This is a genomic window from Vibrio sp. Y42_MX_L11, from assembly GCF_024181785.1.
In the GTDB taxonomy this organism is placed as follows: Bacteria; Pseudomonadota; Gammaproteobacteria; order Enterobacterales; family Vibrionaceae; genus Vibrio; species Vibrio diabolicus.
Window position 1 is genome coordinate 122,781 of the sequence record NZ_JAMZAP010000011.1, and the last position, 23,028, is coordinate 145,808.

The window sequence follows — 23,028 nt, forward strand, 5'->3', positions numbered from 1 at the left end:
TTCCTGCCTAAGGAATCAAGATTATGAACTTTACGAAAACCGCTATCGCCACCGCAGTGATTGCAAGTGTTATTGGTTTGGCTGGCTGCAACGATGACGACGATAACACCTCACCAAGCGTCGATACTTCCAACCTAAAATACGTCGACCCATTCATTGGGACAGGCTTTAACGGACACACCTTCCCGGGTCCTGTTGTGCCAGAAGGCATGGTGCAACTTTCTCCAGATACCGAGCTGATCGGCTGGCACTCTTCATCAGGTTACCACTTTGATAAAAAGACCTTGTTTGGCTTCTCCCACACTCACCTATCCGGCACGGGGATGGGCGGCTTAGGTGACATTCTGTTCCTGCCATTTACCGAAGACAAAGCCAAGTACATCGAAGACAGCGACGACTACCGAGAAGCGATTTCGGTCAAGATGGACAAAACCTCTGAAGTGGCAGAAGCAGGTTACTACTCTGTGAAGATTGCAGAAAACGGCATCAAAGCGGAGCTTACGGCGTCTGAACGTGTCGGCTTCCATCGTTACACCTATCCGCAAGGTCAACCACAACGTTTGAAGATTGACCTCAACTCCATCCTAAACAGTGACTGGGGTTCGACCTCTCTGCGCAACAAACTGACGGTGAGCGAAGACGGCCATACCATCACGGGCGAGCGCGATGCAGCGCACTTCTCTGGTTGGGCGAAAAACCAAAAAATCTTCTTCTATGCGACTTTCGATAAGAAGCTCAAAGACGTCTACATCCTTGCTAATGGTAAGCCTGTTGACGGCCTAACGGCAGAGCACGTTTCTGAATTGGTTTACGATGACCAAGGCAATCCAGTTAAGCGTGTCAAAGCGGACGTAACTGCCTACATCGAATTTGAAGATGAAGACTCACAGGAGTTGAACGCGCAAGTGGCGTTGTCTGCGGTTGATCCACAAGGTGCAGAAAACAACCACGATGCCGAAGCGAATATCTCTTTCGATACTGCGCGCAACAACGCACGTGAGAAATGGGCAAAAGCACTCAACTTCTCTATCGAAGGGGGCACAGAAGATCAGAAAGAGATCTTCTACACCGCGCTTTACCACACCAAGATTGCGCCGATGGTGCATCAAGATGTAGATGGTCGATTCCGTGGCATGGGCAAAGGCTCAATTCGTGAAGGCGAAGGGGAATACTCCATCGCTTATGGTCAAGCAACAGAAGAACAGCCAAACTTCTCGGTTTATTCTCTATGGGATACCCAACGTGCGTTGCACCCACTAAAAACCATCACTGAACCAACCCGTGCGGTGCAGTACGCGAAGAATCTAGTTCAGAAGTACACTGAAAGCGGCTTGCTACCGAAGTGGGAGCACTTGGGTGACGAGACAGGCACCATGGTCGGCTATCCAGCGGTAGCAGTGATTGCCGATGCGATCACCAAATTCCCAGAAGAGTTTACTCAACAAGAGAAAGAACTGGCGCTGAAAGCCGCGATCGACTCTTCGACTTACGAGAGCTACCCTGCATTGCAAGCCGATTGGGATCAGGGCGTCTTGGATCGCACTTTAACTAAGCACATCGATTACATTGAGAAAAACGGCTTCACGCCTGCCATCCAACGTGTCGATGGTGAACCAGTCTTTGAAGACTACACGGTTGAGTCTGTTTCTTACGGTCTGGAAAACGCGTTCTACGATTGGGCTATCGCACAAATTGCCAAAGCAGCCGGTGATACTAAAGCGGAAGAGCAATACCTTGAACGCTCAAAAGGCTACAAAAAGTACTTCGATTACAACCCAACGGAATACGCAGAACATGGTGTAACTGGCTTTATGCGCCCAGTGATGATTGATGAAACCTTCATGACTCCATTCGACCCATACGGTACGGAGCACGAAACAGGCAACTACACCGAAGGTAACGCGTGGCAGTGGACTTGGTTTGTACCGCATGACATCGCAGGCTTAAAAACCATCATGGGTGGCGATGCTGAGTTCCAGAAGAACCTAGAAGCAACCTTCACCGCAGAAAGCCAAGGCACAGAAACACCGGATATGTCTGGTTTGATTGGTCAAGTTGCGTTTGGTAACGAACCTTCACACCACATTCCTTACCTATTCAACTGGACCGCAGAACCTTGGAAGACACAACAAGTCGTCGACCACATTCTTGATGACATGTATTTCGCTGCCCCAGAAGGCGTAGTTGGTAACGAAGACGTGGGTGCCATGTCCGCTTGGTATGTGATGTCTGCATTAGGCTTCTACCAAGTGAACGCAGCAGAGCCTATCTACACTGTGGGTCGTCCGCTATTCGACAAAGCGGTGATTCCGGTGAAAGGCGGTACGTTCACCATCACCACAGAGAACAACGCCGATGACAATATGTACATCAAGTCTGTCACCATCAATGGCAAAGCTTTGGATAACGGTTTCTTCTTCGACCATTCCGAGTTCAAACCAGGTGGTGAGTTGCACTTCGTGATGACGGGCGATCAATCAGAAGCGATGAAAGCACCTCAATAACCTTCACTTGAAATGTGTTCCTCAGGCCAAATCAGTCTGAGGAACATAAGCTCAAATCAATCCCTTCCACTAATGACAGTGTCATTTCTGCTGCCGAAACTTCTTTGCAACCCGACGAATTTTGTCCGCACCACAACGGCGTAAATTCATCTCGGTTTTGCTTCTCCATAAGCGCTCTTAACTGAGTCATTTCAATGGAAGCATATGGGAATTTCGGCGCAGACTCACAGATGTAGCCTAGATCCGACATCGCGCGATTCACAATGCCTCGTGCTGGCCTGCCCGAGAAAACATTGGTCACCGCCGTATGCTGCGCACGCTCACTGGCAATCGCATATCGATGTAAAGACGATGTTTTCGCCTCATCACACAACAAGTAGGCGCTGCCAACTTGAACAGCACTTGCCCCTAACTTCAGCGCGGCTTCTACACCATTTCTATCGGCAATTCCTCCTGCAGCAATAACAGGTAAATTCACGCGCTTAACGATTTGCGGTAACAACGCCAACAAGCCTAATTGAGTAGATAAATCATCCGATAAAAACATGCCTCGGTGTCCACCAGCCTCCAAGCCTTGGGCGATAATGCCGTCAACGCCTTTTGCTTCCAGCCATAGTGCTTCATCCACCGTGGTCGCTGACGAAAGGATCTTCCCGCCCCACCCTCTAATTCGAGCTAACAGCTCATCGTCTGGCAAACCAAAGTGGAAACTAATCACTGGCGGTGCAAATGGTTCAATCGCGTCAGCAATATCATGATTGAAAGGCATTCTTGTCGGAGCGTTTGGCTGAGCCTGTACGGTTGCACCAACTTCAGAAAAATACGGTTGCAGCGTTTTTTGCCACTCTTCGTGCTTGTTGGCGTCATATTCCGGCATTTCATGGCAAAAGAAGTTGAGGTTGAACGGTCGGTTGGTTGCCTGTTTGATAAGTTGAAGTTCTTTTACGATGGCGTCTTTGTTCAGCATTCCACAAGGTAACGAGCCAAGCCCGCCAACATTACTGACAGCTATGGTCATTTGGCTGTCTTGCACGCCGGCCATTGGCGCTTGAATAATCGGTAACTCTGTTCCCAAAAGTGTATTAAATACCTTGTTTATCATGATCTTTCCTTGAAAACTTAACCTTTACCTGTGATGGCTCTGCGCCATAGTTATCCAGACTAGACTTTCACATGATTAACCACTTATAAAGTTAAAGTGATGCATTTGTGCGCTATGCACTTTTGATAGAAATGACAAAGGGAGCCTATGGCTCCCTTGATGTAGTGGCGAACAAGAATTGAAATGGCTATCGTGCTACATCTGATTCAAGCTCTAATTCTGCAACAGAAAGCATGGCAAACTCTTCCTCGGCGGTTGCTGCAACCAATTTGTTGCGGCTGTACAACCCATAATAAACACCACCGATAAGAAACAATCCCATTGTCATGAAAAAGGCTGAGGGATCAAAAGCATAAACACCTGTCATTGCGATCAAAGAAAGCACCAGAGAAATACTCGAAGTAATTATCCCGCCAGGCGTTTTATATGGGCGAGCTAACTCCGGCTGTTTAATTCGCAATAAAATATGGCTCAAGGACATTAATGCGTACGATACAGTCGCACCGACAACAGCCATCGCCAAGATTAAGTCCCCCTCCCCCGTAAGAGAAACCAAGAACCCAAAAACGCCCGGAACCAAAAGCGCACGAGAAGGCACTTTTTTGTCACTGGTTAATGACAAAGTTTGCGGCAAATAACCCGCGCGGGAAAGCGCAAACACCAAGCGACTGTAACCATAAATGATAGAGAAGAAAGAAGCGATAAGACCAGCCAATCCAAGTAAGTTCACGGCCATTGCTATCGTTGAATTGCCTGTAAGCTTCAGCGCGTCAACTAATGGCACCGCGCTATCGCCTATGACCTTTGAACCAACCGCACCAGCCAAAAGAACGACTACTAGAGTTGCGGTTAGTAATAAAAACAACATCGCACCAATGATGCCTTTTGGAACATCTTTTGCCGGATTTTTTGCTTCCTCTGCCGCTAAAGGTACACCTTCAACCGCAAGAAACAACCACATTGCAAATGGCAACGCCGCCCATACGCCATACCACCCAAACGGCAAGATTTCTGTTGCCTGAGCCGTCGCCGGAGCAATATCGAATAAGTTATTAACATCAAAGTGACCAATAAGCACAGCAGCAGTGATTAGAATAGCTAGCACAGCCAAACCGCTGATGACCATCATTACTTTGAGAGCTTCGCCAACACCTGCCATGTGAATAGCGATAAAGACGGCGTAGAAAAGTGCGTAAACAACAGGGCCATCGATACCAACCAATTCATTCACTGCTGAGCCAATAAAAATTACTATCGCAGCAGGCGCGAGCGCATATTCAATCAAAACTGATAAGCCAGTGAAAAAGCCACCTGTCGGCCCCATCGCCTGCCTTGCGAAGCTGTAACCACCACCCGCAGCAGGAATAGCCGCAGACATTTCAGCTAAAGACAATACTAGCGTGAAATACATTACTGCCATCGCGATAGCAGCAATAAGAAAGCCTCCCCATCCTGCTTGAGCGATGCCAAAGTTCCAACCGGCGAAGTCACCAGATATAACATACGAGACACCTAAGCCAGCAAGTAAAATCCAACCTGCGGTGCCTCTTTTTAGCTGCCTTTTGGCCAAGTACTCCTGATGTTTAGACATAGTAAATCCTTCTACTTTGATGAAATTAAAAAGTTGTCGCTGTGTTTATCTTCAACGCTTGCGCCACTTGGCTCATTGATGTCGGAGCGATCTTTCAGGTTCACTCCTGACAGTTGTAATTTTCGAGCCTCCTTGAGCAAGTAAAATGCGCGTTCACAGGCATCGTCATAACTGAGCCCCTGAGGGCGCACATTGGAAATGCAGTTTCTTTGGGAATCTTTAGAGCCTCGTTTAGCCCCCCAAGTGAGATACATACCCATGCTATCCGGAGAAGTTAAACCTGGCCTCTCTCCAATTAAAACCAGCACGGCCTTAGCGTTAAAACATTCACCAACATCATCCCCTACTGCTACTCTTCCTTGCTTTACGATTGTGATAGGTGTGAATTTCCATTGATGTTCATCATCAGCGCTTAAAAGAGAAATCAATCGCGTAACAACAGGCACGGCATGGTTTTGAATTGCGACGGAAGAAAGTCCATCAGCAATAACAATCGCAAGATCAATGTCAGTGTTATGCTCATTTGCTATCGAGTTGAGCGTTTTCCAAGAAGATTCATCGAGCTGCCGTCCTAAATCGGGCCTTTGCAAGTACATAAGCCGATCACTCACTTGGCTGCTCACTACCACTGGAGGCTCTAAGGTATTTTCAAGAATCGAGTAAGAGTCCGACAAACCAGCAACGAGAGACTCAATATTCAAACTGCAATGCACTGCATCCATAGCTTGGGCATGATCCAGCTGAAATGAGAGTAACTCGTTGGTTGGTACACTGTTTCCGCTGCGACCCAGAGCGATCCGAGCAGAGGTGAAGTCGCGTAACTTGCCCCAAGGATTGTGTGTGACAACTTCAGACTCGTCTTGTGTGGACTGAGAAATGGTGATCACTTTACCCATGAGAATACCCCTTATTCAGTTGATTAATTGCTCCCGAAAACGAGCGAGAGATTTGCTCACTTAACCGAACGTCTTGCACGCTCTCGAAAATCTGCATCTCCATTAACCATTGTTCAAACTCTGGAGCTGGCTTCAAACCGAGTACTTTTCTTGCATAAAGAGCATCGTGAAATGAGGTAGTTTGATAGTTGAGCATGATGTCATCAGACCCTGGAATACCCATGATGAAAGAGCACTCGGCAACACCTAATAGTGTCAGCAAGTTATCCATATCATTCTGATCGGCATAGGCATGATTGGTGTAACAGATGTCGCAACCCATAGGTAAACCAAGCAGCTTCCCACAGAAATGATCTTCAAGCCCAGCACGAATGATCTGTTTGCCATCAAACAGGTACTCTGGGCCAATAAACCCAACAACTGTATTAACCAACAAAGGATCGAACTGTTTCGCGACAGCATAAGCACGAGCTTCGCAAGTCTGTTGATCGACCCCATGAAATGCATTCGCAGACAACGCTGTACCTTGTCCGGTTTCAAAATACATCACATTGTTTCCTACACTACCTCGATTCAAAGACAACGCGGCTTCATGGGCCTCTTTCAAAATCGACAAGTCGATTCCGAAGGTATCATTCGTCCCTTGCGTGCCGCCTATCGACTGAAAAACGAGATCGACTGGTGCACCCATTTCAATGGCTTCGATCGTGTTCGTGACATGAGTTAACACACAAGACTGAGTCGGTATTTGATAGTGTTGAATCACCTCATCCATTAAGTTCATTAACTTAATAGCTTGAGGCACATTATCTGTTGCCGGATTGATACCGATAACCGCATCGCCATTTCCGTACATCAGACCATCAAAAATGGTCGCTGCGATACCGTTGAGAGAATCAGTGGGGTGATTCGGCTGTAAGCGAGTAGACAGGCGACTCGGCAAACCAATCGTATTCCGAAAAGCCGTGACAACTTGGCATTTTTTAGCAACGAGAATCAAATCCTGGTTGCGCATAATCTTACTGACTGCGGCCACCATTTCTGGTGTTAAACCTTGACGAATTTTAGCCAACGTTTCACCATCGGCTTCTTCACTCAGCAGCCAATTTCGAAAATCTCCGACCGTCAAGTGCTCAATCGGTTTAAAGGCTTCAAGGTCATGCGTATCGATAATTAGGCGAGTGATATCGTCGCTTTCGTATGGAATAACCGCCTCGTTAAGAAACGTTTTAAGTGGTAACTCAGACAGCGCCATTTGTGCGACTACACGTTCTGCCGCTGACTGAGCACAAACCCCAGCTAACGCATCGCCTGAGCGCTCCGGTGTCGCTTTCGCCATCAAGTCAGCTAATGACTTAAAGGTATAGACTTTACTGCCTTGTTGCCGACGATAAGTTGCCGTCATTGCTCTTCCTCTTCACTGTTTGGTTCGCTTTTTGCTGAACTATCAATAAGCTTTAAGAAAGTATTGCCAAATGTGTTCCGTAGCGTTATCAAAAACTGGCAACATTTATAAACCAATAATAAACAATGAGTTATATAAATACTGCTCCAACATGACTCACAAAAAAGGAATGAGTATCACAAGGATGAGTAACCAAATGCCCCAAACTGCACCAATGCTGTGCATCCATCACACTAAGGATGCAAACCAACAAGCTGCGAGTCTGATAAACTGGCAACAGGAATATGACCAACTCAGCGATGGTCGATTTTTAGGTCAAATTCGAGAACGACGATTTCCCAATTTCCATGTATTTCGTGAAGACAGTAACCGCTCGCTAAGACAGCAATGCAGGGTTGAAGAGGGAGGTATTTGGTTGGGTTTGAGTGCGGAAAATAAGCCGCTACACCTAAATCACAGTCAGTTTAATTCAAGCCAACTTTTGCTTAGGCAAGGTGGCGCTGATTTTGAGTTAATGACACCGGAGCAGTTTTCTATCTATGGAATAGTGCTCGACAAAAACTTCGTTCACATCATAGAAAATCAACTTGAGCTTGGGAGTATCCAAAACAACACATTGCACTTAACGGGTTTGACGGAAAAACACATTCAACAACTTAAATACTACTTAGGCACGTTACTTGGTTCCGCCGAGCCAAGATGGTCTGAAACCACACATCAAGCAATCTTAAAAGATATTGTGCTGGAGTTGTTCTCACTCAGTTCACTGCACACGAGCCATCCGATATCAATCTCTCATCGTCAACACGTGATGCACCGTATAAAACAACAGCTACAGGATCTAGACTACCGTACACCGATAACCGTCAGTGAACTGTGTGACGCAGTACACGTCAGTCGTCGCACACTACAGTACACCTTTGAACATTGCTGTAATACTTCCCCAAAGCAATTCATACACCGAATTCGGCTGAATCAAGTACGTAGAGTGCTACAAAGCCCTGAAGATAATCGAACGATTGCAGAAATCGCTTTTGACTTTGGTTTTTTCCATCTCGGGCAGTTCAGTCAAAGCTACAAGCGGCTATTTGGTGAGACGCCAACTGAAACGAGAAAATGGGAGTCCAGCAAATAAAATGACAGGCAGTATATTCTTTCGGATTCTGAGTTGGGGCTATTTTATGTAGTCGCAATGATTTTCTGAAACTTAGCATGAAGGTCTTCAAGTGCCGCTTCAACATCCGGTTCTGCACGGCTCAAATGTGCGATTAGCGTCATGAAGTAGCAGTCAAAAATCAACGGCATCTTGTCTTCAAGAACAGAGCTTCCGCTTGAAGATTCAAACAAAGCTTGGTTAAACGACTGGTAATAATCCAAATCCCAAATCACCTCTTTCAACAAGGCTCGGCTCAGCTCGACGTTCGCAAAATAGTAGCGATAGTATTTCTCCGTCAGCGCCAAACCAATGTCGATAGCTGTCTTACCTTCCACACTGACTAGCGTCTCTTGGCTGATCTGTTGCAGTTGCGTCAGCATCCCTTCGCGCAAAATCGACAGTTTGGTCGGGAAGTGGCTGAACACCGTACCATCGGCGACTCCTGCTTCTCTCGCAATCTGCCTTGTGGTCGTCATGTCATAGCCATTCTGAGCAAAAGATGCCCACGCGGCTTTTAGGATTTTGTCTCTGGTTTGTTGTCGCTTCGTCATTGATGTATCTGCTTAATGAGCCTGAAAGGATCATACCTTTAGCGGCTGACATTGACAAATTGAGCGCGCTCAATTATAAAAATGAGCACGCTCAATTTTATATAAAAACAAAAGGAATCGCTCATGTTCGTATTAAACAAACTAGTCCAAGGATTGATTTTCTTGCCGACCATATTCTGCTTTTCTTATATTTTAAGACCAATATTGATGGTGATTCTCATCCCAGGTGGGCTCGCACTTTTGGCGTTAATCGGTGGGGCAGAAGTCCGGGCGGAACTCAAAGCCATGCTGCTTGAGGAGCTTTTTGGGGTCAGTCCATCGCACACCACCTCGAAAAAGGCGTGAGTGCGCGAGAAACGTTGGCAAGGTTAAGCAAAAAACAAAACGCGCAGGTATCGAGATATCAATACCTGCTCGATATAGATGTTCTGAAAAGAGGACTGGCGTTAGTCAGTATTCATGTTCTGACCGATTCGCCATAAAACGCCACTAGGGTCAAACAAACAACATTCGCGCATGCCCCAAGGTTGCTCGACCAGCTCAGTCAAACGCGATCCAAATTCCTCATGGCCCACTTTGGATAAGTGCTGATGCCAGCTTTCTGCGTCTTCTACGAGCAAGTGCATCATGAAGTTGTTGCCGTGTTCTGGCTCATAAAAATTCTGTAAAAGAAACGCGCAACTACCTTGAGAGAAGTACGCCACATCACCGAAGTCTGACGCCATATCAAAGCCTATCGCCTCATAAAAACGTTTTGACAGCGCGTAATCTTTCGCAGGAACAAATGATTTGATTTCAACAATATTGAGGTTGTCCATTTCCAATTTCCTAAGCCTTTTTCCATAAAACTGACTGACGTAATCTCGCTCTACGCCTTCTATTCGCCTTGCGTAATCTGCTGTGATGACAGTGACACACACTCTGCCATTTGCGTTTGTAACCACGTGATAAATTTATGTTCGAGTTCTGTACGCTTTTTATCTTGACTCAATAAAACGTAATTGCAACCTGATGGAGAAAACCCAAATGGTGCGACCAAATTACCACGCTTAATATCGTCCATGACAAAAGGATACGATCCCATCGCCGAGCCTAAGCTATCCACCGCGGCTTGTATGCAAAAATAAAAATGCGCAAATGATTGCTAAGTGTTGCCGTTGAAGGTTTCACAACGTGTTGATTGCTGCCAATCCGCCCAAGCATGTGGGGCGGGATTGGTCATTTTCGGCGCGATGCTGGGCTTAAAGACTTAATGCGCTTGCGATCAGATTTCGACCATAAAAATGCGGCTACTAGAGCCGCATTACAATCCACAAACCTTCGGTCTGATAAGTGAAACGTTTATTGAGTGATAACGGTTAGCGTATCCCAATCAATCGTGAAGCGAATTTGTGCCTCAGTGTAGTGGCTAGTTGTACCTTGATCGTACCAGTTACACGCATTGCGAGAGAAACCTTCTTCAACTTCTTTCATGCCCGCTCGTGCGATCATCTCCGTTTTTGGCTCTTCTCCGCGCTCAAATTCTGGTGTGAACACATACTGGAATTTCGGTTTGAAACCGTAGATCAAACGCGGCAAGTTCTCTTCTGGTAATAGGTTCTCGTTTGAACAACCTGTGTAGTGGTAAACGCCCGCCCATTTACCGTAGTACTGGTAATCGTTGGTGTAAATTTGGCTAAGAGAGGTGGTCCACTTAACGCCCATACCGCGTTCCATGGAAGCCTTTGGTTTGGCTGCGGTGACGTAATCCTTACTTGAGTAGCGAGACGTATAAGCCACACCCAGGTCGGTCGTCAACGAGCCAGAAAAACTTGGTGCTGAGCCCGGTGTTGCAGTCGCGGTTAAGCCGATAGACGGAGCAACCGTGGTTGTCGATACGGAAACATCATTGGCTTCGTTTTGCGGTGAGTAATCCTCACTAAATACCGGCGTGCCACCCGCTTGATAGATACTGTAGTCGAATGCGACTGGGTAGTTTTGAGTAAAACGGTCCACAATCGCAGCATCGTAAGTGTGTTTTACACCCGGATTACCTGGTACATAACCATTCCCTAGAGTGATCACGCGAGCCGCTTTTTTGTCGTTCTTTGAATTATGGAATAACTCAACCAGTAACTTCATTTGCACACGGCTACCACGAAACGCATACGGGAAAAGCTCAGGCTCGCTTTGCATCACGACCTCATAGCTTTTTTTCAAGTAACCTTCTAGCGCGATGTCATCAATCAAGACACTTTCTACAACCTTGTTATCAGAAGCAGCGGCAGTAGCGGAAATCCCTAACATTAAGGGAAGCAGTATTTTCTTATTCATTATTTTATTACCTCACTTGGGAACAGTCCCAATTTAAGCTAACACATTGAACAAGTAGCAACAACCAAACGAAAACGATTCACATTATCAATAATTTGACCTACACCCAGAAATAAAAAAAAAACAGCCAACTTACGCTGGCTGTTTCGATACAGTTAATGGATGACCCGAGCGTCCCCTTTAAATAACTGAGACAGATCGATAGTGAATATCGTCACTGTCGGACGTTTAGGCAGAGCATTTTCGATCGAAAACTCTGGCCCAGCTGGAACGAGGGGGAAGTGAATAGCCGTCGGCCACGTTGACGAAGCTTCATTACCGCTCGGCTCAGATATTGAGAAAGAAAACGCAGGTAAACGGGTCATAACACTTACCTCAAATGACTGATTCGCGGGCTCAAGCGAGCCCGCTTAGGTTTTGCAATGTTATTGTTGTTTTAACGCTGACTTAATCACTAACGATTGATAACGTTAGATATCAAGTTCTTTGTCTTCAACGTGGTTGGTGATCATCGCTTCAGTCGTGATCATCAAGCCAGCAACAGACGCCGCGAATTGAAGCGCTGAACGTGTTACTTTCGCAGGGTCCAAGATACCCATTTCGATCATGCTGCCGTATTCACCTGTTGCAGCGTTGTAACCGTAATCGGCATCACCCGCTTTGACAGCATTCGCCACAACTGAAGCTTCGTCACCTGCGTTGGTTGCGATTTGACGAAGAGGCTCTTCCATTGCACGTAGCGCAACTCGGATACCCACATTTTGGTCATCGTTGTCGCCTTTTAGATCCGCCAATTCTTTCGCGATCTTAGTTAGGGCAACACCACCGCCAGCAACAATACCTTCTTCAACCGCTGCGCGAGTAGCGTGTAGCGCATCGTCCACGCGGTCTTTCTTCTCTTTCATCTCAACTTCGGTTGCAGCGCCGATCTTGATCACCGCTACGCCGCCAGAAAGCTTCGCAACACGTTGTTGAAGCTTGTCTTTGTCGTATTGAGAGGTGGTTGTTTCGATTTGTTTTTCAATCGAAGCCACACGATCAGCAATCGCGCTTGCTTCTGCTGCGCCACCCACGATGGTTGTTGTGTCTTTGGTGATGGTCACTTTCTTCGCACTACCTAGTTGCTCTAGCGTTGCTTTTTCGAGTTCTAGGCCGATTTCTTCAGAGATGACCGTACCTGCGGTTAGTACCGCAATGTCTTCCATCATCGCTTTACGGTTGTCACCAAAACCAGGTGCTTTCACCGCAGTCGCACGCACGATGCCGCGCATGTTGTTCACAACCAATGTCGCTAGCGCTTCACCTTCGATATCTTCAGCAATGATCAATAGTGAGCGAGAAGATTTCGCCACTTCTTCTAGCACTGGCAATAGCTCGCGGATGCTGCTGACTTTTTTGTCCACCAATAGGATGTAAGGGTTGTCTAGCTCTACGCTGCCATTTTCTTGGTTAGTGATGAAGTATGGCGACAAGTAACCGCGGTCGAATTGCATACCTTCAACCACAGACAATTCGTTGTCTAGACCTTGGCCTTCTTCCACCGTAATCACGCCATTGCGACCCACTTTTTCCATCGCTTCTGCAATGATTTCACCGATCGCGCGATCGCTGTTTGCAGAAATGCTACCCACTTGGGTAATGGATTCTTTGTCGCTACATGGCTTAGACATTTCACGTAGTTTCTCAACCGCCGCTTCAGTGGCTTTGTCGATACCACGTTTTAGGTCCATTGGGTTCATGCCAGAAGCTACCGCTTTAAGACCTTCGTTGATGAAAGATTGCGCCAGTACAGTAGCCGTCGTTGTACCGTCACCCGCTTCATCATTCGCTTTGGACGCCACTTGTTTCACCATTTGTGCGCCCATGTTTTCGAACTTGTCTTTCAGTTCGATTTCTTTCGCTACAGACACACCATCTTTGGTAATGGTTGGCGCGCCGTAAGATTTATCAAGCACAACGTTGCGGCCTTTAGGGCCTAGTGTCACTTTTACTGCATCCGCCAGTAAGTTCACACCTTTCAGCATTTTTTGACGTGCGTCATTAGCAAATAATACGTCTTTTGCAGCCATAATTATCTCCTCAAAAAACTACTACAAAAATAATTACTCAACGATTGCTAACACATCAGATTCGGACAGAATCAAGTATTCTGCGCCGTCAATTTTCTCGGTTTTCACGCCGTAACCGTCATTGAAAATGATTTGGTCGCCCACTTTGACTTCCATCGCAGCACGTTCGCCATTTTCAAGGCGTTTACCTAAACCAACAGCAATGACTTTCCCGCGGTTTGATTTTTTAACCGACTGAGAAGTTAAAACGATTCCCCCTTCAGATTTATTTTCCACCTCTTGTCTTTCAACAATTAGCTTGTCATTTAAAGGACGAATTTTCATTTTTAAGTGCCTCCTACTTGGAACCAAAAATAAAAGACAGAATAAACATCAAGATGGATTTGCGAGTCGACCGCTCGCTTTCGATGAGAATAATAAGGTCGAAAAATTGGAGTTCAAGAGGTGGATTTCATAAAAATTTTTTATTGAATTGAATAAAATCTTCTATCGAAACTTTTGACATTCACGACCACTTAAAACCTCTTTATGATGGAAAATGTGTTCAATCAAATCTAGAGTGGTTACATACTCTTAAAAAGGATAATCAAACAATGAAAAAGGTCGTATCTCTGTTTCTTGCAACATTGTGCGTTGGCTTGCTTTCTCCCAACGTGGCGGCTTCTGAGCGTGCTGAGCAAGGGTGGCAACTGATTGAGAAAGGCGCAATGATTGTCGATGTACGCACGCCGCAAGAGTTCTCTGAGGGGCATGTAGACAATGCGGTCAATTTCCCTCTATCTGAGCTTGATAAACATTTCCAAGACGTCGATAAAGATCAAGCGATCGTATTGTACTGCCGCAGTGGTAATCGCTCTGGTAAAGCGTATCAATATTTGCAATCGCAAGGGTTCACGAATCTGCACAATGCAGGTGGCTTAGAAGAACTGCAAGACGCCAAATAATCATCTCTGTTCTAATTTCAAAAATAAAAGCACAGAGAGCGTTGCAGACTTATTGCAACGCCCTCTGTTACTAAATAAATCTCTTCCGCTACTACTCTATTTGGGCCCGGCCTCAAACTGAGTCAGGTTATCCGATATCTCAAGCCACGGCGCTTTGGACGCGACAAAAATATGGAAATTTGGCTTGTGGGATGGTGCATCATCCAAGACACCTAAGCGAATATTGACAATCCCATTGTTCTTTTTCGAATACAGGCTCGACCCGCAATGGCGACAAAAACATAACATGGTATTTTCGCTTTTCTGATAAGTCTGAATATCCTCTTTTCCTTGAACAATTAACAACTTATCCAAAGCGACACCACCTGCAGACGAGTAGTCGGAACCTGTGAACTTGCGACATTCCGAGCAATGGCAATTTCCCATGTACTTGAATTCATCTGCCACTTCCAATTTCACCTTACCACACAGACATGAGCCTTTGAGTACTTCCATTTGAGTCCCTTTTTGTTATGAATCTAATTGAATTAGACGAATACACCGACACCTTGCCACTGCAATGCGAAAAATTAAAGGCAGGTAATACAGGTTTTCAAAAATGAAACGAAAATGTAAAACACTCTATTCAGAGGAAAGATAGGTGCGCTCATCACATGAGAGCTCAAGCTATTGTCGATACAAAAACACCAAGCAAGACGCTTGGTGTTTTCTTAATATTTTGTCTAACACAGTCATCGCTCTTAATGAGAGACGCCTTGTTGAGAAAGTGTAGTGCTTAGAAAATGCAGTGCTTAGTAAAACTGGTAGCTTCGTTTGCACTCCAGTCACCTTTTGGCTTATCTTTCAAGTTCTCACACCATTGCTCGCTGCCCACACCATCTTGAAGAACACAGTGCTTCGCAAAGTCTACTGCGTTGTCTGCTGTCCATTCTGTTTTTGGCTTATCGCGCATGTCGTTACACCAGCCTTCAGTGCCCACTTCATCACTACAAGCGGTTAAAGCAGAAGCCGCCAACATCAGCATGACTAGTTTTTTCATAAATTTAAGGTTCCAGTTGCAAACAATATTAAAATAAAACTCAATCGCTTCAACAAATGCCCATTCAACGGTCTGAACTAAGCAATCACTTGTTGAAGTGACTTTTGTATCAACTATAACGAAATTATCAGTCTACGTGTTAAGACACCGAAAAATTATTGAGCCAAGCTGCGTAAATGACACCATAAACACCTATAGGCAGCGCGCTTGCGTTAATGCACTGATCTTAGAAGAACCCGTGCCAAAACATGCTAAACGTAACTCTAACGCCATTTGCTCAAAGTGCTCGACCACCGCTTGAGTGCTTATGGTAGCCGCTTTCAAGACTGCGCCCGCTTGCCCAACGAGATTGGCGCCCAAATGTATGGCTTTCGCCGCTTCAAGTCCGTTATGCACACCACCTGAGGCGATCAAAGGTAATGTAGGATGCTGTGCTCTTATTTGAGTCAAACATTTTGCCGTTGGGATGCCCCAATCGCGGAAAAGCTCGGCTGCACGCTGCATTTTCGGGTTATCTTGGCAATAGCCTTCAACCGCGCTCCAACTTGTGCCACCCGCGCCCGCTACGTCAATGGCATCCACACCGGCGTCAACCAATCGCTGCGCAACGTGACCACTAATACCAAAACCGACTTCTTTAATAATGATCGGAACATTCACGCGAGATTTAAGCTGCTCGATAGCGTGTAAGACCCCAATCCAATTATGGTCGCCATTTTTCTGAAACGCTTCCTGCATTGGGTTTACGTGTACAAACAACGCATCCGCTTGAATGGATTCAACCGCACGCTGCGCATTATCAAGTTTACCTTTGTCGCGCAATTGAGCGGCTCCAAGGTTGGAATAAAGCGGCACATCTTTGGCTAAATCACGAATGGTTTTGCCTAGACCTGCGTGTTGGCGCTCTTCTAAGCTAATACGCTGCGACCCCACGCCCATCGCAATGCCTAATTCACTGGCGGCTTCAGCCAAACGACAATTGATCACTTCAGCGTCTTTCGCTCCACCTGTCATCGAGCTAATCAAAAACGGCAGCGCCAATCGGTGGCCAAGAAACTCCGTCGACAGGTCGATCGCCTGAAAGTCACATTCTGGCAGCGCGCAGTGTTCAAACTCGACAGACTCAAAGCCCGCCGTTTTATGCTTCATGCTCATGTCATGATGTAAAACAGCATCTAGATGTAAATCTTTTCGGTTAGTTTGCGGAGCCATAATGTCACCCTAAAGTAAAACAGTCGCGCAGTATTGCGATCCTTATCAGTAACGTCAATGCGAATTTTCTGAATTCACGAGATTACTTTTCCGAAACCAGTAATGAATCACGACTTACTCTGACATTATAGGAAGAGAAACTTGCCTTCCGTTTTAAACAAGCAGGCGAGTGTTTCTCCAAGTTGAAGTAATCAGCGTGCAAGACACCACGATAAAAATGGGCCGCATACTTCTCTAATTTACTTTGCGTTTTCTGACAGAATCAGAGACACAACGGTGCTTGTGGTGGTTGGAGCAAACTGCTCAGGGTCATCACAGAATTGAATTTTTCCTTTTTCTTCAACGTGGAACAACGGTACTACCGAGTTCCCTTTGTGGTGTGCTAAATAGTCTTGATACGTAAAGTTGTCGCTCAATTTCGTGTGTTTTATCTCTGCACCGCGGCTCAACAAACTGGCCAGCTGGGTATAGCTTACGTTACCGCCCATCAGCAATTTACCGTGGTACTCCTGAGCCACAGAGTGCTTCTCGCTACCATTGCCGTTGGTTTTCACTTTTTGCAAGCAGTGAACTTTATCTTCACCAAACTCGTCGACAAATTGCATGCAAGCCATAATGTTGAAATGCTGGTCAGGCGTTAATGCAACGACTTGTCCCACCCCTATCAGGTTCAAATTGTCATCTGCGTGACTAGAAATCGGATTCCCGTAGTAGTAATCCAGCCCCAACATACGAACTTGACTGATGTACTCCCAGTTAGAATCGGTCATCAATATGCGGCGGTCATAACGTGCCAACGCTTGACCAATTTCTCTTGCTACTCGGTTAGCACCAATCAACAAGAAGCCACGTGGCGCTGGCTCCGCGACGCCCAACATCAATGCGACAGGACGTGCCGTTGCACTTTGTAAAACAACCGTTCCGATGATCACCATGAAGGTCATAGGAACCAGTAAAATCGCTTCATCAATACCGTATTCGGTCAATTTGATCGCGAAAAGAGACGAAATAGAGGCAGCGACAATACCGCGCGGTGCAACCCAAGACAGGAACAGTTTATCTTTAAGTCTCAAGTTACTACGGATGGTTGAGAGGAAAATCGACAACGGACGCGACACCAACTGCATAAATACAAACAGCAATAACGCGCCACTACCCAGCGCAGCAAAATCATCCAAGCTGATGCGTGCAGCAAGGAAAATAAATAGGCCGGTGATCAGCAATATGGTCAAGTGCTCTTTAAAGTGCAGAATTTGTTGAATATTGATGCCCTTTGCGTTGGCAAGCCACATACCCATTACAGTAACCGTGAGTAATCCGGCTTCAGACTCGATATGGTTGGAGACGGAAAATACGCCGAGCACGATCATCAAAACTGCAAATGGCTGCAAGTATTCCGGTAGCCACGCACGGCGCATAATTGTCGCGACTGCTGCGCCAGAGGCTGCACCAAGAATGACGCCCACGGCAATGAGCGTCCCGAACACTTCAACGCTATTTATCGCGCTGTGCGATACGATGAACTCATAAACCATCACAACAAAAAGCGCACCGAGTGGGTCAATCAAGATCCCCTCCCAACGTAAAATATTAGCAAGCGTACTGTTAGGCCTTACCGTCCGAAGAAGTGGCACGATCACCGTCGGACCTGTTACCACGGTTAAGCTGCCGAACAACATGGCGAGCTCCCAAGTAAAACCGAGGAAATAGTGCGTCGCAATACTGGTTGCTGCCCACGAAATGATGGCCCCGATGGAAACGATACTCCAGACTGAGCCACTCACACCGCGAATTTCTTTAAAGTTTAGGGTCAAGCTGCCTTCGAAAAGAATCACCGCAACCGCCAATGAAACCAAAGGAAAGAGCAAATTCCCTAAAATCTCATCTGGATTTAACCACTGCATAAATGGCCCGACAATCAACCCAGCTAGCAGCAAAAATAAAATCGCTGGTAAGCGCAATCGCCATGCCAACCACTGACAACCTAAACCAATGACCCCAACCGCTGATAGAACCAGCGCTTCATTACCCACTTGCATTAATCATTTACCTGTTTTGTCTTTTTTCGCGTGAATGCGCTATACCCAAATAACCTCGGGCGTGCGGTTCAATAAGCATGACTTGGCATGCAGACTAAACGGCTTACCTTCGACTCTTCGACAGCACGCCTCTGAAATGCACATTTTTGAGGTCACTTGGGTATCGCATCAGAGTTATGAATATAGTTGAACCCCAATGACTTAACGACTCATTTCTGTTCATCAGATCTTAAAGTGACACACAAGTATGTCGCTTCGTCGAATTCATCATTACGCATTGAGTTTCATTATGTAGAATGATTCTTAAAGAAAGCGCGGAACCTAGCACTATATGAAGCTAAGGCAAAGCGCTTGGACTAAGCTTTAGCGTACGTGCTCAAAGTTAAGAATCGTGTGTCACGCGACGTACGCAAGGAGAAATGGATTGTACGTAATACTAGCACTGTTCATGGCGTTGCTCGCCATCCTCATCGGAGTGAAAGCCGCCAACCGAGCAGCACTTTTAGAAAAAGAGCTAACCAAACTTCGTGAAGAGGTAACATCACTGCGAGTCAGTCTAAATAAGGACTCGAACCAACCAACGCGTCAACAATCCAGCGTTGAAGAGGTAACAAAAGAGGCAAACTCCTCATCCTCTAAGGAGCATGACCCGATTACCGACCGAGCATCTTATCCAAACGCAACACATCAAGCTCAATACCAGGCAAGCGAAGTTCAACTGGACGTTTTTAGTCAAGAACAAGAGTCTATATTGCCAAGTAGAGTGCAGAGCCTGTTTAGCAACATTCAAGAAAACTGGTTGGTTTGGGTGGGCGCGCTGGCAATGCTAATTGGTGGGGGGTATCTCGTACAGGTTATTGGTAGTCACATTGAGTTTTCGCCATTTATGCGTGTGTCCTTTGCGTTTGTACTCTCGTTACTTATGGTGCTTGTTGGCGAATGGTTCCACCGCAAAGAACAACAAAATCCTCAACGAGCAACACGAGCCCAAGGCTTTACTTATGTGCCTGCCGCCGTTACCGGAACCGGGCTAACTGGCATTTACTGCACGGTTATCTTTGCGTTTGTTGTTTATCAAATGCTGACGCCTAGTGTCTCGCTTATCATCTTAGCCGCTGCTGCATTTTGTAGCTTGGCTCTATCTTTACAGCAAGGGCCGTTGATGGCGGTGCTTGGTCTGATTGGTGGATACACCGCACCGTTATGGATTGGTGGAAGCGAGCCTAATTACTTCTTATTAGCTGGGTATATCAGCGCGATATCGGTCGCGGCAACATTGCTAATGCAAAAAGTGCGTAGTGCATGGATTTCTCCAAGCATCGCACTTCCACATGTGGTTTGGATGCTGTTGCTCATTGAAAGCATGCCGCTTGAGACACTTTTTTCTTGGCTGGCTATTTATCTCTCCATTACTCTTTATCTTATTTTCGCCGTTCCAAGACTGGGTTGGACACTCAATCCTCGTTATCATCACTGCCAGAATAAGTGGACAAATCCGCCGACCGCTACCTCTCTCGCGATTGCGTTATTGACCTTTTCGGCTGTCACTAGAATGCCAGAATTGGACACACTGCAAATGGTGTACTGTTATGCGCTGCTCGTTGCGACAATATGGCTCCCAGCGGTTCGCACAGGTTGGTCATTGCGCGTATTTTTGCCTTCCATATTGGTCTCTGCGACCGCACTTGTTGTCCTCACTGTCGCGTTTGACGCTTTGTATATGCCAGAACATGGTGCCAGTATCTTACTCGCATTGGCCACCAGTATTGCACTGATCTGCTGTCGAACTTATTGCCAGTCACTCAGTGACCGATCGCAACTCAGTGGCGTGCTTCTGTTGGTACTGGCTCCTGCGATGAGTTTGATTACGTTGTTTTATGTCGACGAATTTATGCAAGGCTACCTGTGGCCCTGGACTACATTCTGCGCATTGGTGACCGTTTATTACGTTGTACTTGGTCAACGCTTACATTCGCTAGCATTGGAATGTTCAGCCGTCATGCACGCTTTAATTGTAGGCGTCGCCTTTGTTTGGTTAAGCGATACCTGGTTGACGACAGCCATCTCGATACAAGTTGCCGTAATGGCGTTACAGACTCAATCAGGGGTATTTCGCCCCGCAAGTTGGGCGATTAAAGTCGCGATGGGGATACTGGTCATCCGCCTCACTCTTTTACCCTTCATCCCTGAATGGCAACCCGTAGAAGCAGGACATTGGGCTTGGGTTATTGTGAGTTACCTACCGTCTCTCATCATCCTGCTCTATGCTCGAGCCACGCTAAAGCAAGTGGACCTCGAACTGACCAACTGGTTTGAAGGCGCATTTTTGCATGTATTCTTAATGGCGCTATTCACCCAAACCAACTACTGGTTAACTGGGCAGTACGGCTATTTGGGACACCTTGATTTCACAAGCGCCATCGTTTTTGCTAACCAAGCGTTGGTTATGGGTTTGGTGTACAGCTACCGTAGCCAATTTGCACAACGCTTAAGCCGCATCTATGAAGCCTACAGCTACCTGCTTTGGTGTGCCTTCGCATTGCTGATAATTTTGCTTAATACGGCAGAGTCGCCATTGGTGACTGACAACGTCTCAGCCCAAGCTCTTCCCGTCATTAATATGCTAAGCGTCGGCTGGTTGCTGCCAGCTTGCATCCTACTTATCGCAACCTTTAGAGGCTGGAATACGTTACAGGTTCATCGATTTGCGGTTGCTAGCCTAGGCTTTGCACTTGCTGCTATTTGGTTAGGTATGTCTATCCGTCAATTCTGGCAAACCACATCCATGATGTTGTACCAACCGACCAGCATGGCAGAACTGTTCAGTTATTCAGTAGCAGGTTTGCTCGTGGGTGGATTGCTTACTTGGCGCGGTGTGACACACAGAGGGTTGATGATGCAGCGCGTGGGTCTAGTGGTTTTAGCTTTTGTCGCACTCAAAGTATTCTTATGGGATGTTAGTTCTCTGGATGGGTTCTGGAGAGCAATCAGCTTCTTAGGTTTAGGAGCATCTTTAATCGCGCTTGGGTGGTTATTCCAGAAATTGAATCGCTCGGTGGCAAAAGCACTCGAACCATAAACGAATTAAAGAGAGATTCCCGACAATGCACCGTTCTCGTTATTGGGGGCGATAGCGATGCAAAGCCGGGAATCATTGGAGTGTTCGTTATTTTAGCAACGCAACAACCGTATGACGACGCACGTTTGCTTGTGCATTCAACGCTTGAAAAGTCGAGGTGAACTCACCGGACTTCTGCACAAAACCATCCAGTTTTGCATTCACATCATCCACAGAAAGCTGCGCGGTTTTATTTTGAATTGAGCGCATTTGAGTATTCAATTCACCATGAAATGCTTTCGCTTCCTGCAAGCTCGTTTGCACTTGTCTTAGATGCTGGTTCACTTTGGCAATCGTCTGTTTCATGCCATCGCGTGATGCCAAATCAAACCCAAGTTCTGCAATACCATCTGGCTCTGACTTTAGATTTAGAACGTTCGGCTGGCCCGCAGGAAAACGGTGCCCTTCGCCCGTGACCATCACTTTCTGCTGCATTTGCTGATAAGCGTTGTCTCTGGCTTCAAATAAAATACTGCCATCGTCAGCTAATGAGGCACGCATCCCTAAAGCAATCAAGCTTCGGTCAAGCATTTTGACAGTTCGAGCACCATCGGCTTGTCCATCGAACTGAATCATTACCGCTTGACCCTGAGGGAAATCCAAACGAATTTGCTCAGCCTTGTCACTTAAGCGATGTACGTTCAAGCCAGGAATAGAAAAGCGACGAATGTCTGCTTTATCTAGCTTTAAATGCAGTTCGTTGTCGAGCACTTTCTGGCCGTCGAAACGAGCATGCTCCACAACGTTCTGAATAGTGGCTTTAGAACGAACCAATGTATCTTGCAAGCCAGGCACATTTTGCACGCCTTGATTCACCGCTTGCGTCAAGCCACGTTTAATTTGAGTCAGCTCTTTGCCAATCACCTGCAACGATTTCGATGCGATCTGCACTGCCGTCGCTTGCTGCTGACCCTGGGTCAGTTGAATCCCAGAGACAGAGTAGGCTGACGCAGTGTCAGCCTGAACTTGCGCCGGGCGCGGTTTAATTGCAGCACTTGAGTCTGCAGAACGGGTCGGCATGATAGAGGCTTGTTCTTGCCCACCCAAGCGTATGCTATGGGGTCTAACCTCTACTGTACTCATTACCAT

Annotated in this window: 20 protein-coding genes and 1 pseudogene; 5 read left to right on the plus strand and 16 right to left on the minus strand. The window is 46.5% G+C overall.

All coding sequences use genetic code 11. The annotated features are described in order from the left end of the window. Positions 1 to 23: 23 nt before the first annotated feature. The gene (locus NL643_RS13115) at positions 24 to 2,504 is read left to right on the plus strand and encodes a GH92 family glycosyl hydrolase (RefSeq protein ID WP_253644562.1); all 2,481 of its coding nucleotides are present in this window, start codon (positions 24 to 26) and stop codon (positions 2,502 to 2,504) included. Positions 2,505 to 2,535: 31 nt separating this feature from the next. Here the strand turns inward: NL643_RS13115 and NL643_RS13120 are convergent, their stop codons facing one another. The 4 genes from NL643_RS13120 to NL643_RS13135 all read right to left on the minus strand — a co-directional run bounded on the left by NL643_RS13120 (position 2,536) and on the right by NL643_RS13135 (position 7,498). Beyond that, positions 2,536 to 3,606 (minus strand): nitronate monooxygenase family protein, encoded by a 1,071-nt coding sequence (locus NL643_RS13120; RefSeq protein ID WP_253644563.1) that lies wholly within the window; start codon positions 3,604 to 3,606, stop codon positions 2,536 to 2,538. 187 nt (positions 3,607 to 3,793) lie between these two features. Continuing rightward, positions 3,794 to 5,197, minus strand: coding sequence for an ethanolamine permease (eat, locus tag NL643_RS13125; protein ID WP_005398344.1), 1,404 nt, complete (start codon positions 5,195 to 5,197; stop codon positions 3,794 to 3,796). 11 nt (positions 5,198 to 5,208) lie between these two features. Then, a complete protein-coding gene (eutC, locus tag NL643_RS13130; protein ID WP_253644564.1) occupies positions 5,209 to 6,093 on the minus strand; it encodes an ethanolamine ammonia-lyase subunit EutC in 885 nt (294 codons plus the stop codon). After that, complete coding sequence (locus NL643_RS13135) at positions 6,086 to 7,498, minus strand: ethanolamine ammonia-lyase subunit EutB (protein WP_005388715.1); 1,413 nt, start codon at positions 7,496 to 7,498, stop codon at positions 6,086 to 6,088. Before NL643_RS13135 ends, eutC begins: the two co-directional genes overlap by 8 nt. A gap of 184 nt (positions 7,499 to 7,682) precedes the next feature. Between NL643_RS13135 and NL643_RS13140 the strand changes: the two genes are divergently transcribed. Next, positions 7,683 to 8,633, plus strand: a complete 951-nt coding sequence (locus NL643_RS13140) for a helix-turn-helix domain-containing protein (RefSeq protein ID WP_226420358.1) — start codon at positions 7,683 to 7,685, stop codon at positions 8,631 to 8,633. 44 nt (positions 8,634 to 8,677) lie between these two features. Here the strand turns inward: NL643_RS13140 and NL643_RS13145 are convergent, their stop codons facing one another. Next, positions 8,678 to 9,205: a TetR/AcrR family transcriptional regulator gene (locus tag NL643_RS13145; protein WP_253644565.1), complete on the minus strand. Its 528-nt coding sequence runs from the start codon at positions 9,203 to 9,205 to the stop codon at positions 8,678 to 8,680. Between the two features lie 123 nt (positions 9,206 to 9,328). Here NL643_RS13145 and NL643_RS13150 point away from each other — a divergent pair, with 123 nt between their 5' ends. After that, positions 9,329 to 9,550, plus strand: coding sequence for a hypothetical protein (locus tag NL643_RS13150; RefSeq protein WP_253644566.1), 222 nt, complete (start codon positions 9,329 to 9,331; stop codon positions 9,548 to 9,550). Between the two features lie 101 nt (positions 9,551 to 9,651). Here the strand turns inward: NL643_RS13150 and NL643_RS13155 are convergent, their stop codons facing one another. The 6 genes and pseudogenes from NL643_RS13155 to NL643_RS13180 all read right to left on the minus strand — a co-directional run bounded on the left by NL643_RS13155 (position 9,652) and on the right by NL643_RS13180 (position 13,911). Then, positions 9,652 to 10,023, minus strand: coding sequence for a VOC family protein (locus NL643_RS13155; protein WP_139060793.1), 372 nt, complete (start codon positions 10,021 to 10,023; stop codon positions 9,652 to 9,654). Positions 10,024 to 10,082: 59 nt separating this feature from the next. Further along, positions 10,083 to 10,349, minus strand: a pseudogene (locus NL643_RS13160) (LysR family transcriptional regulator); the annotation flags it as partial. A 197-nt stretch (positions 10,350 to 10,546) separates the two neighbouring features. Beyond that, on the minus strand, positions 10,547 to 11,518 hold the full coding sequence (locus NL643_RS13165) for a leukocidin/hemolysin toxin family protein (protein ID WP_253644567.1): 972 nt from the start codon (positions 11,516 to 11,518) through the stop codon (positions 10,547 to 10,549). 155 nt (positions 11,519 to 11,673) lie between these two features. Beyond that, the gene (locus NL643_RS13170) at positions 11,674 to 11,883 is read right to left on the minus strand and encodes a hypothetical protein (protein ID WP_005395278.1); all 210 of its coding nucleotides are present in this window, start codon (positions 11,881 to 11,883) and stop codon (positions 11,674 to 11,676) included. Positions 11,884 to 11,988: 105 nt separating this feature from the next. Beyond that, positions 11,989 to 13,587: a chaperonin GroEL gene (gene groL, locus NL643_RS13175; protein WP_005395280.1), complete on the minus strand. Its 1,599-nt coding sequence runs from the start codon at positions 13,585 to 13,587 to the stop codon at positions 11,989 to 11,991. A gap of 33 nt (positions 13,588 to 13,620) precedes the next feature. Then, positions 13,621 to 13,911 carry a co-chaperone GroES gene (locus NL643_RS13180; protein ID WP_005373989.1) on the minus strand — a complete coding sequence of 97 codons (291 nt, stop codon included), beginning with the start codon at positions 13,909 to 13,911 and terminating at the stop codon, positions 13,621 to 13,623. Positions 13,912 to 14,180: 269 nt separating this feature from the next. On the opposite strand from NL643_RS13180, the gene NL643_RS13185 reads away from it, so the two are divergent. Further along, positions 14,181 to 14,531 carry a rhodanese-like domain-containing protein gene (locus NL643_RS13185; RefSeq protein ID WP_047008015.1) on the plus strand — a complete coding sequence of 117 codons (351 nt, stop codon included), beginning with the start codon at positions 14,181 to 14,183 and terminating at the stop codon, positions 14,529 to 14,531. 96 nt (positions 14,532 to 14,627) lie between these two features. On the opposite strand, the gene NL643_RS13190 is transcribed toward NL643_RS13185, so the two are convergent. The 4 genes from NL643_RS13190 to NL643_RS13205 all read right to left on the minus strand — a co-directional run bounded on the left by NL643_RS13190 (position 14,628) and on the right by NL643_RS13205 (position 18,821). Next, positions 14,628 to 15,026 carry a GFA family protein gene (locus NL643_RS13190; protein ID WP_104973401.1) on the minus strand — a complete coding sequence of 133 codons (399 nt, stop codon included), beginning with the start codon at positions 15,024 to 15,026 and terminating at the stop codon, positions 14,628 to 14,630. Positions 15,027 to 15,306: 280 nt separating this feature from the next. Next, positions 15,307 to 15,570, minus strand: coding sequence for a DUF3012 domain-containing protein (locus NL643_RS13195; protein ID WP_005395285.1), 264 nt, complete (start codon positions 15,568 to 15,570; stop codon positions 15,307 to 15,309). Positions 15,571 to 15,762: 192 nt separating this feature from the next. Further along, positions 15,763 to 16,782, minus strand: a complete 1,020-nt coding sequence (gene fni, locus NL643_RS13200; protein WP_074189797.1) for a type 2 isopentenyl-diphosphate Delta-isomerase — start codon at positions 16,780 to 16,782, stop codon at positions 15,763 to 15,765. 239 nt (positions 16,783 to 17,021) lie between these two features. Further along, positions 17,022 to 18,821: a sodium:proton antiporter gene (locus NL643_RS13205; RefSeq protein WP_203347666.1), complete on the minus strand. Its 1,800-nt coding sequence runs from the start codon at positions 18,819 to 18,821 to the stop codon at positions 17,022 to 17,024. Between the two features lie 424 nt (positions 18,822 to 19,245). On the opposite strand from NL643_RS13205, the gene NL643_RS13210 reads away from it, so the two are divergent. Next, on the plus strand, positions 19,246 to 21,900 hold the full coding sequence (locus NL643_RS13210; protein ID WP_253644568.1) for a DUF2339 domain-containing protein: 2,655 nt from the start codon (positions 19,246 to 19,248) through the stop codon (positions 21,898 to 21,900). 87 nt (positions 21,901 to 21,987) lie between these two features. Here NL643_RS13210 and NL643_RS13215 read toward each other — a convergent pair whose 3' ends face one another. Next, on the minus strand, positions 21,988 to 23,028 hold the full coding sequence (locus tag NL643_RS13215) for a flagellin (protein ID WP_253644569.1): 1,041 nt from the start codon (positions 23,026 to 23,028) through the stop codon (positions 21,988 to 21,990).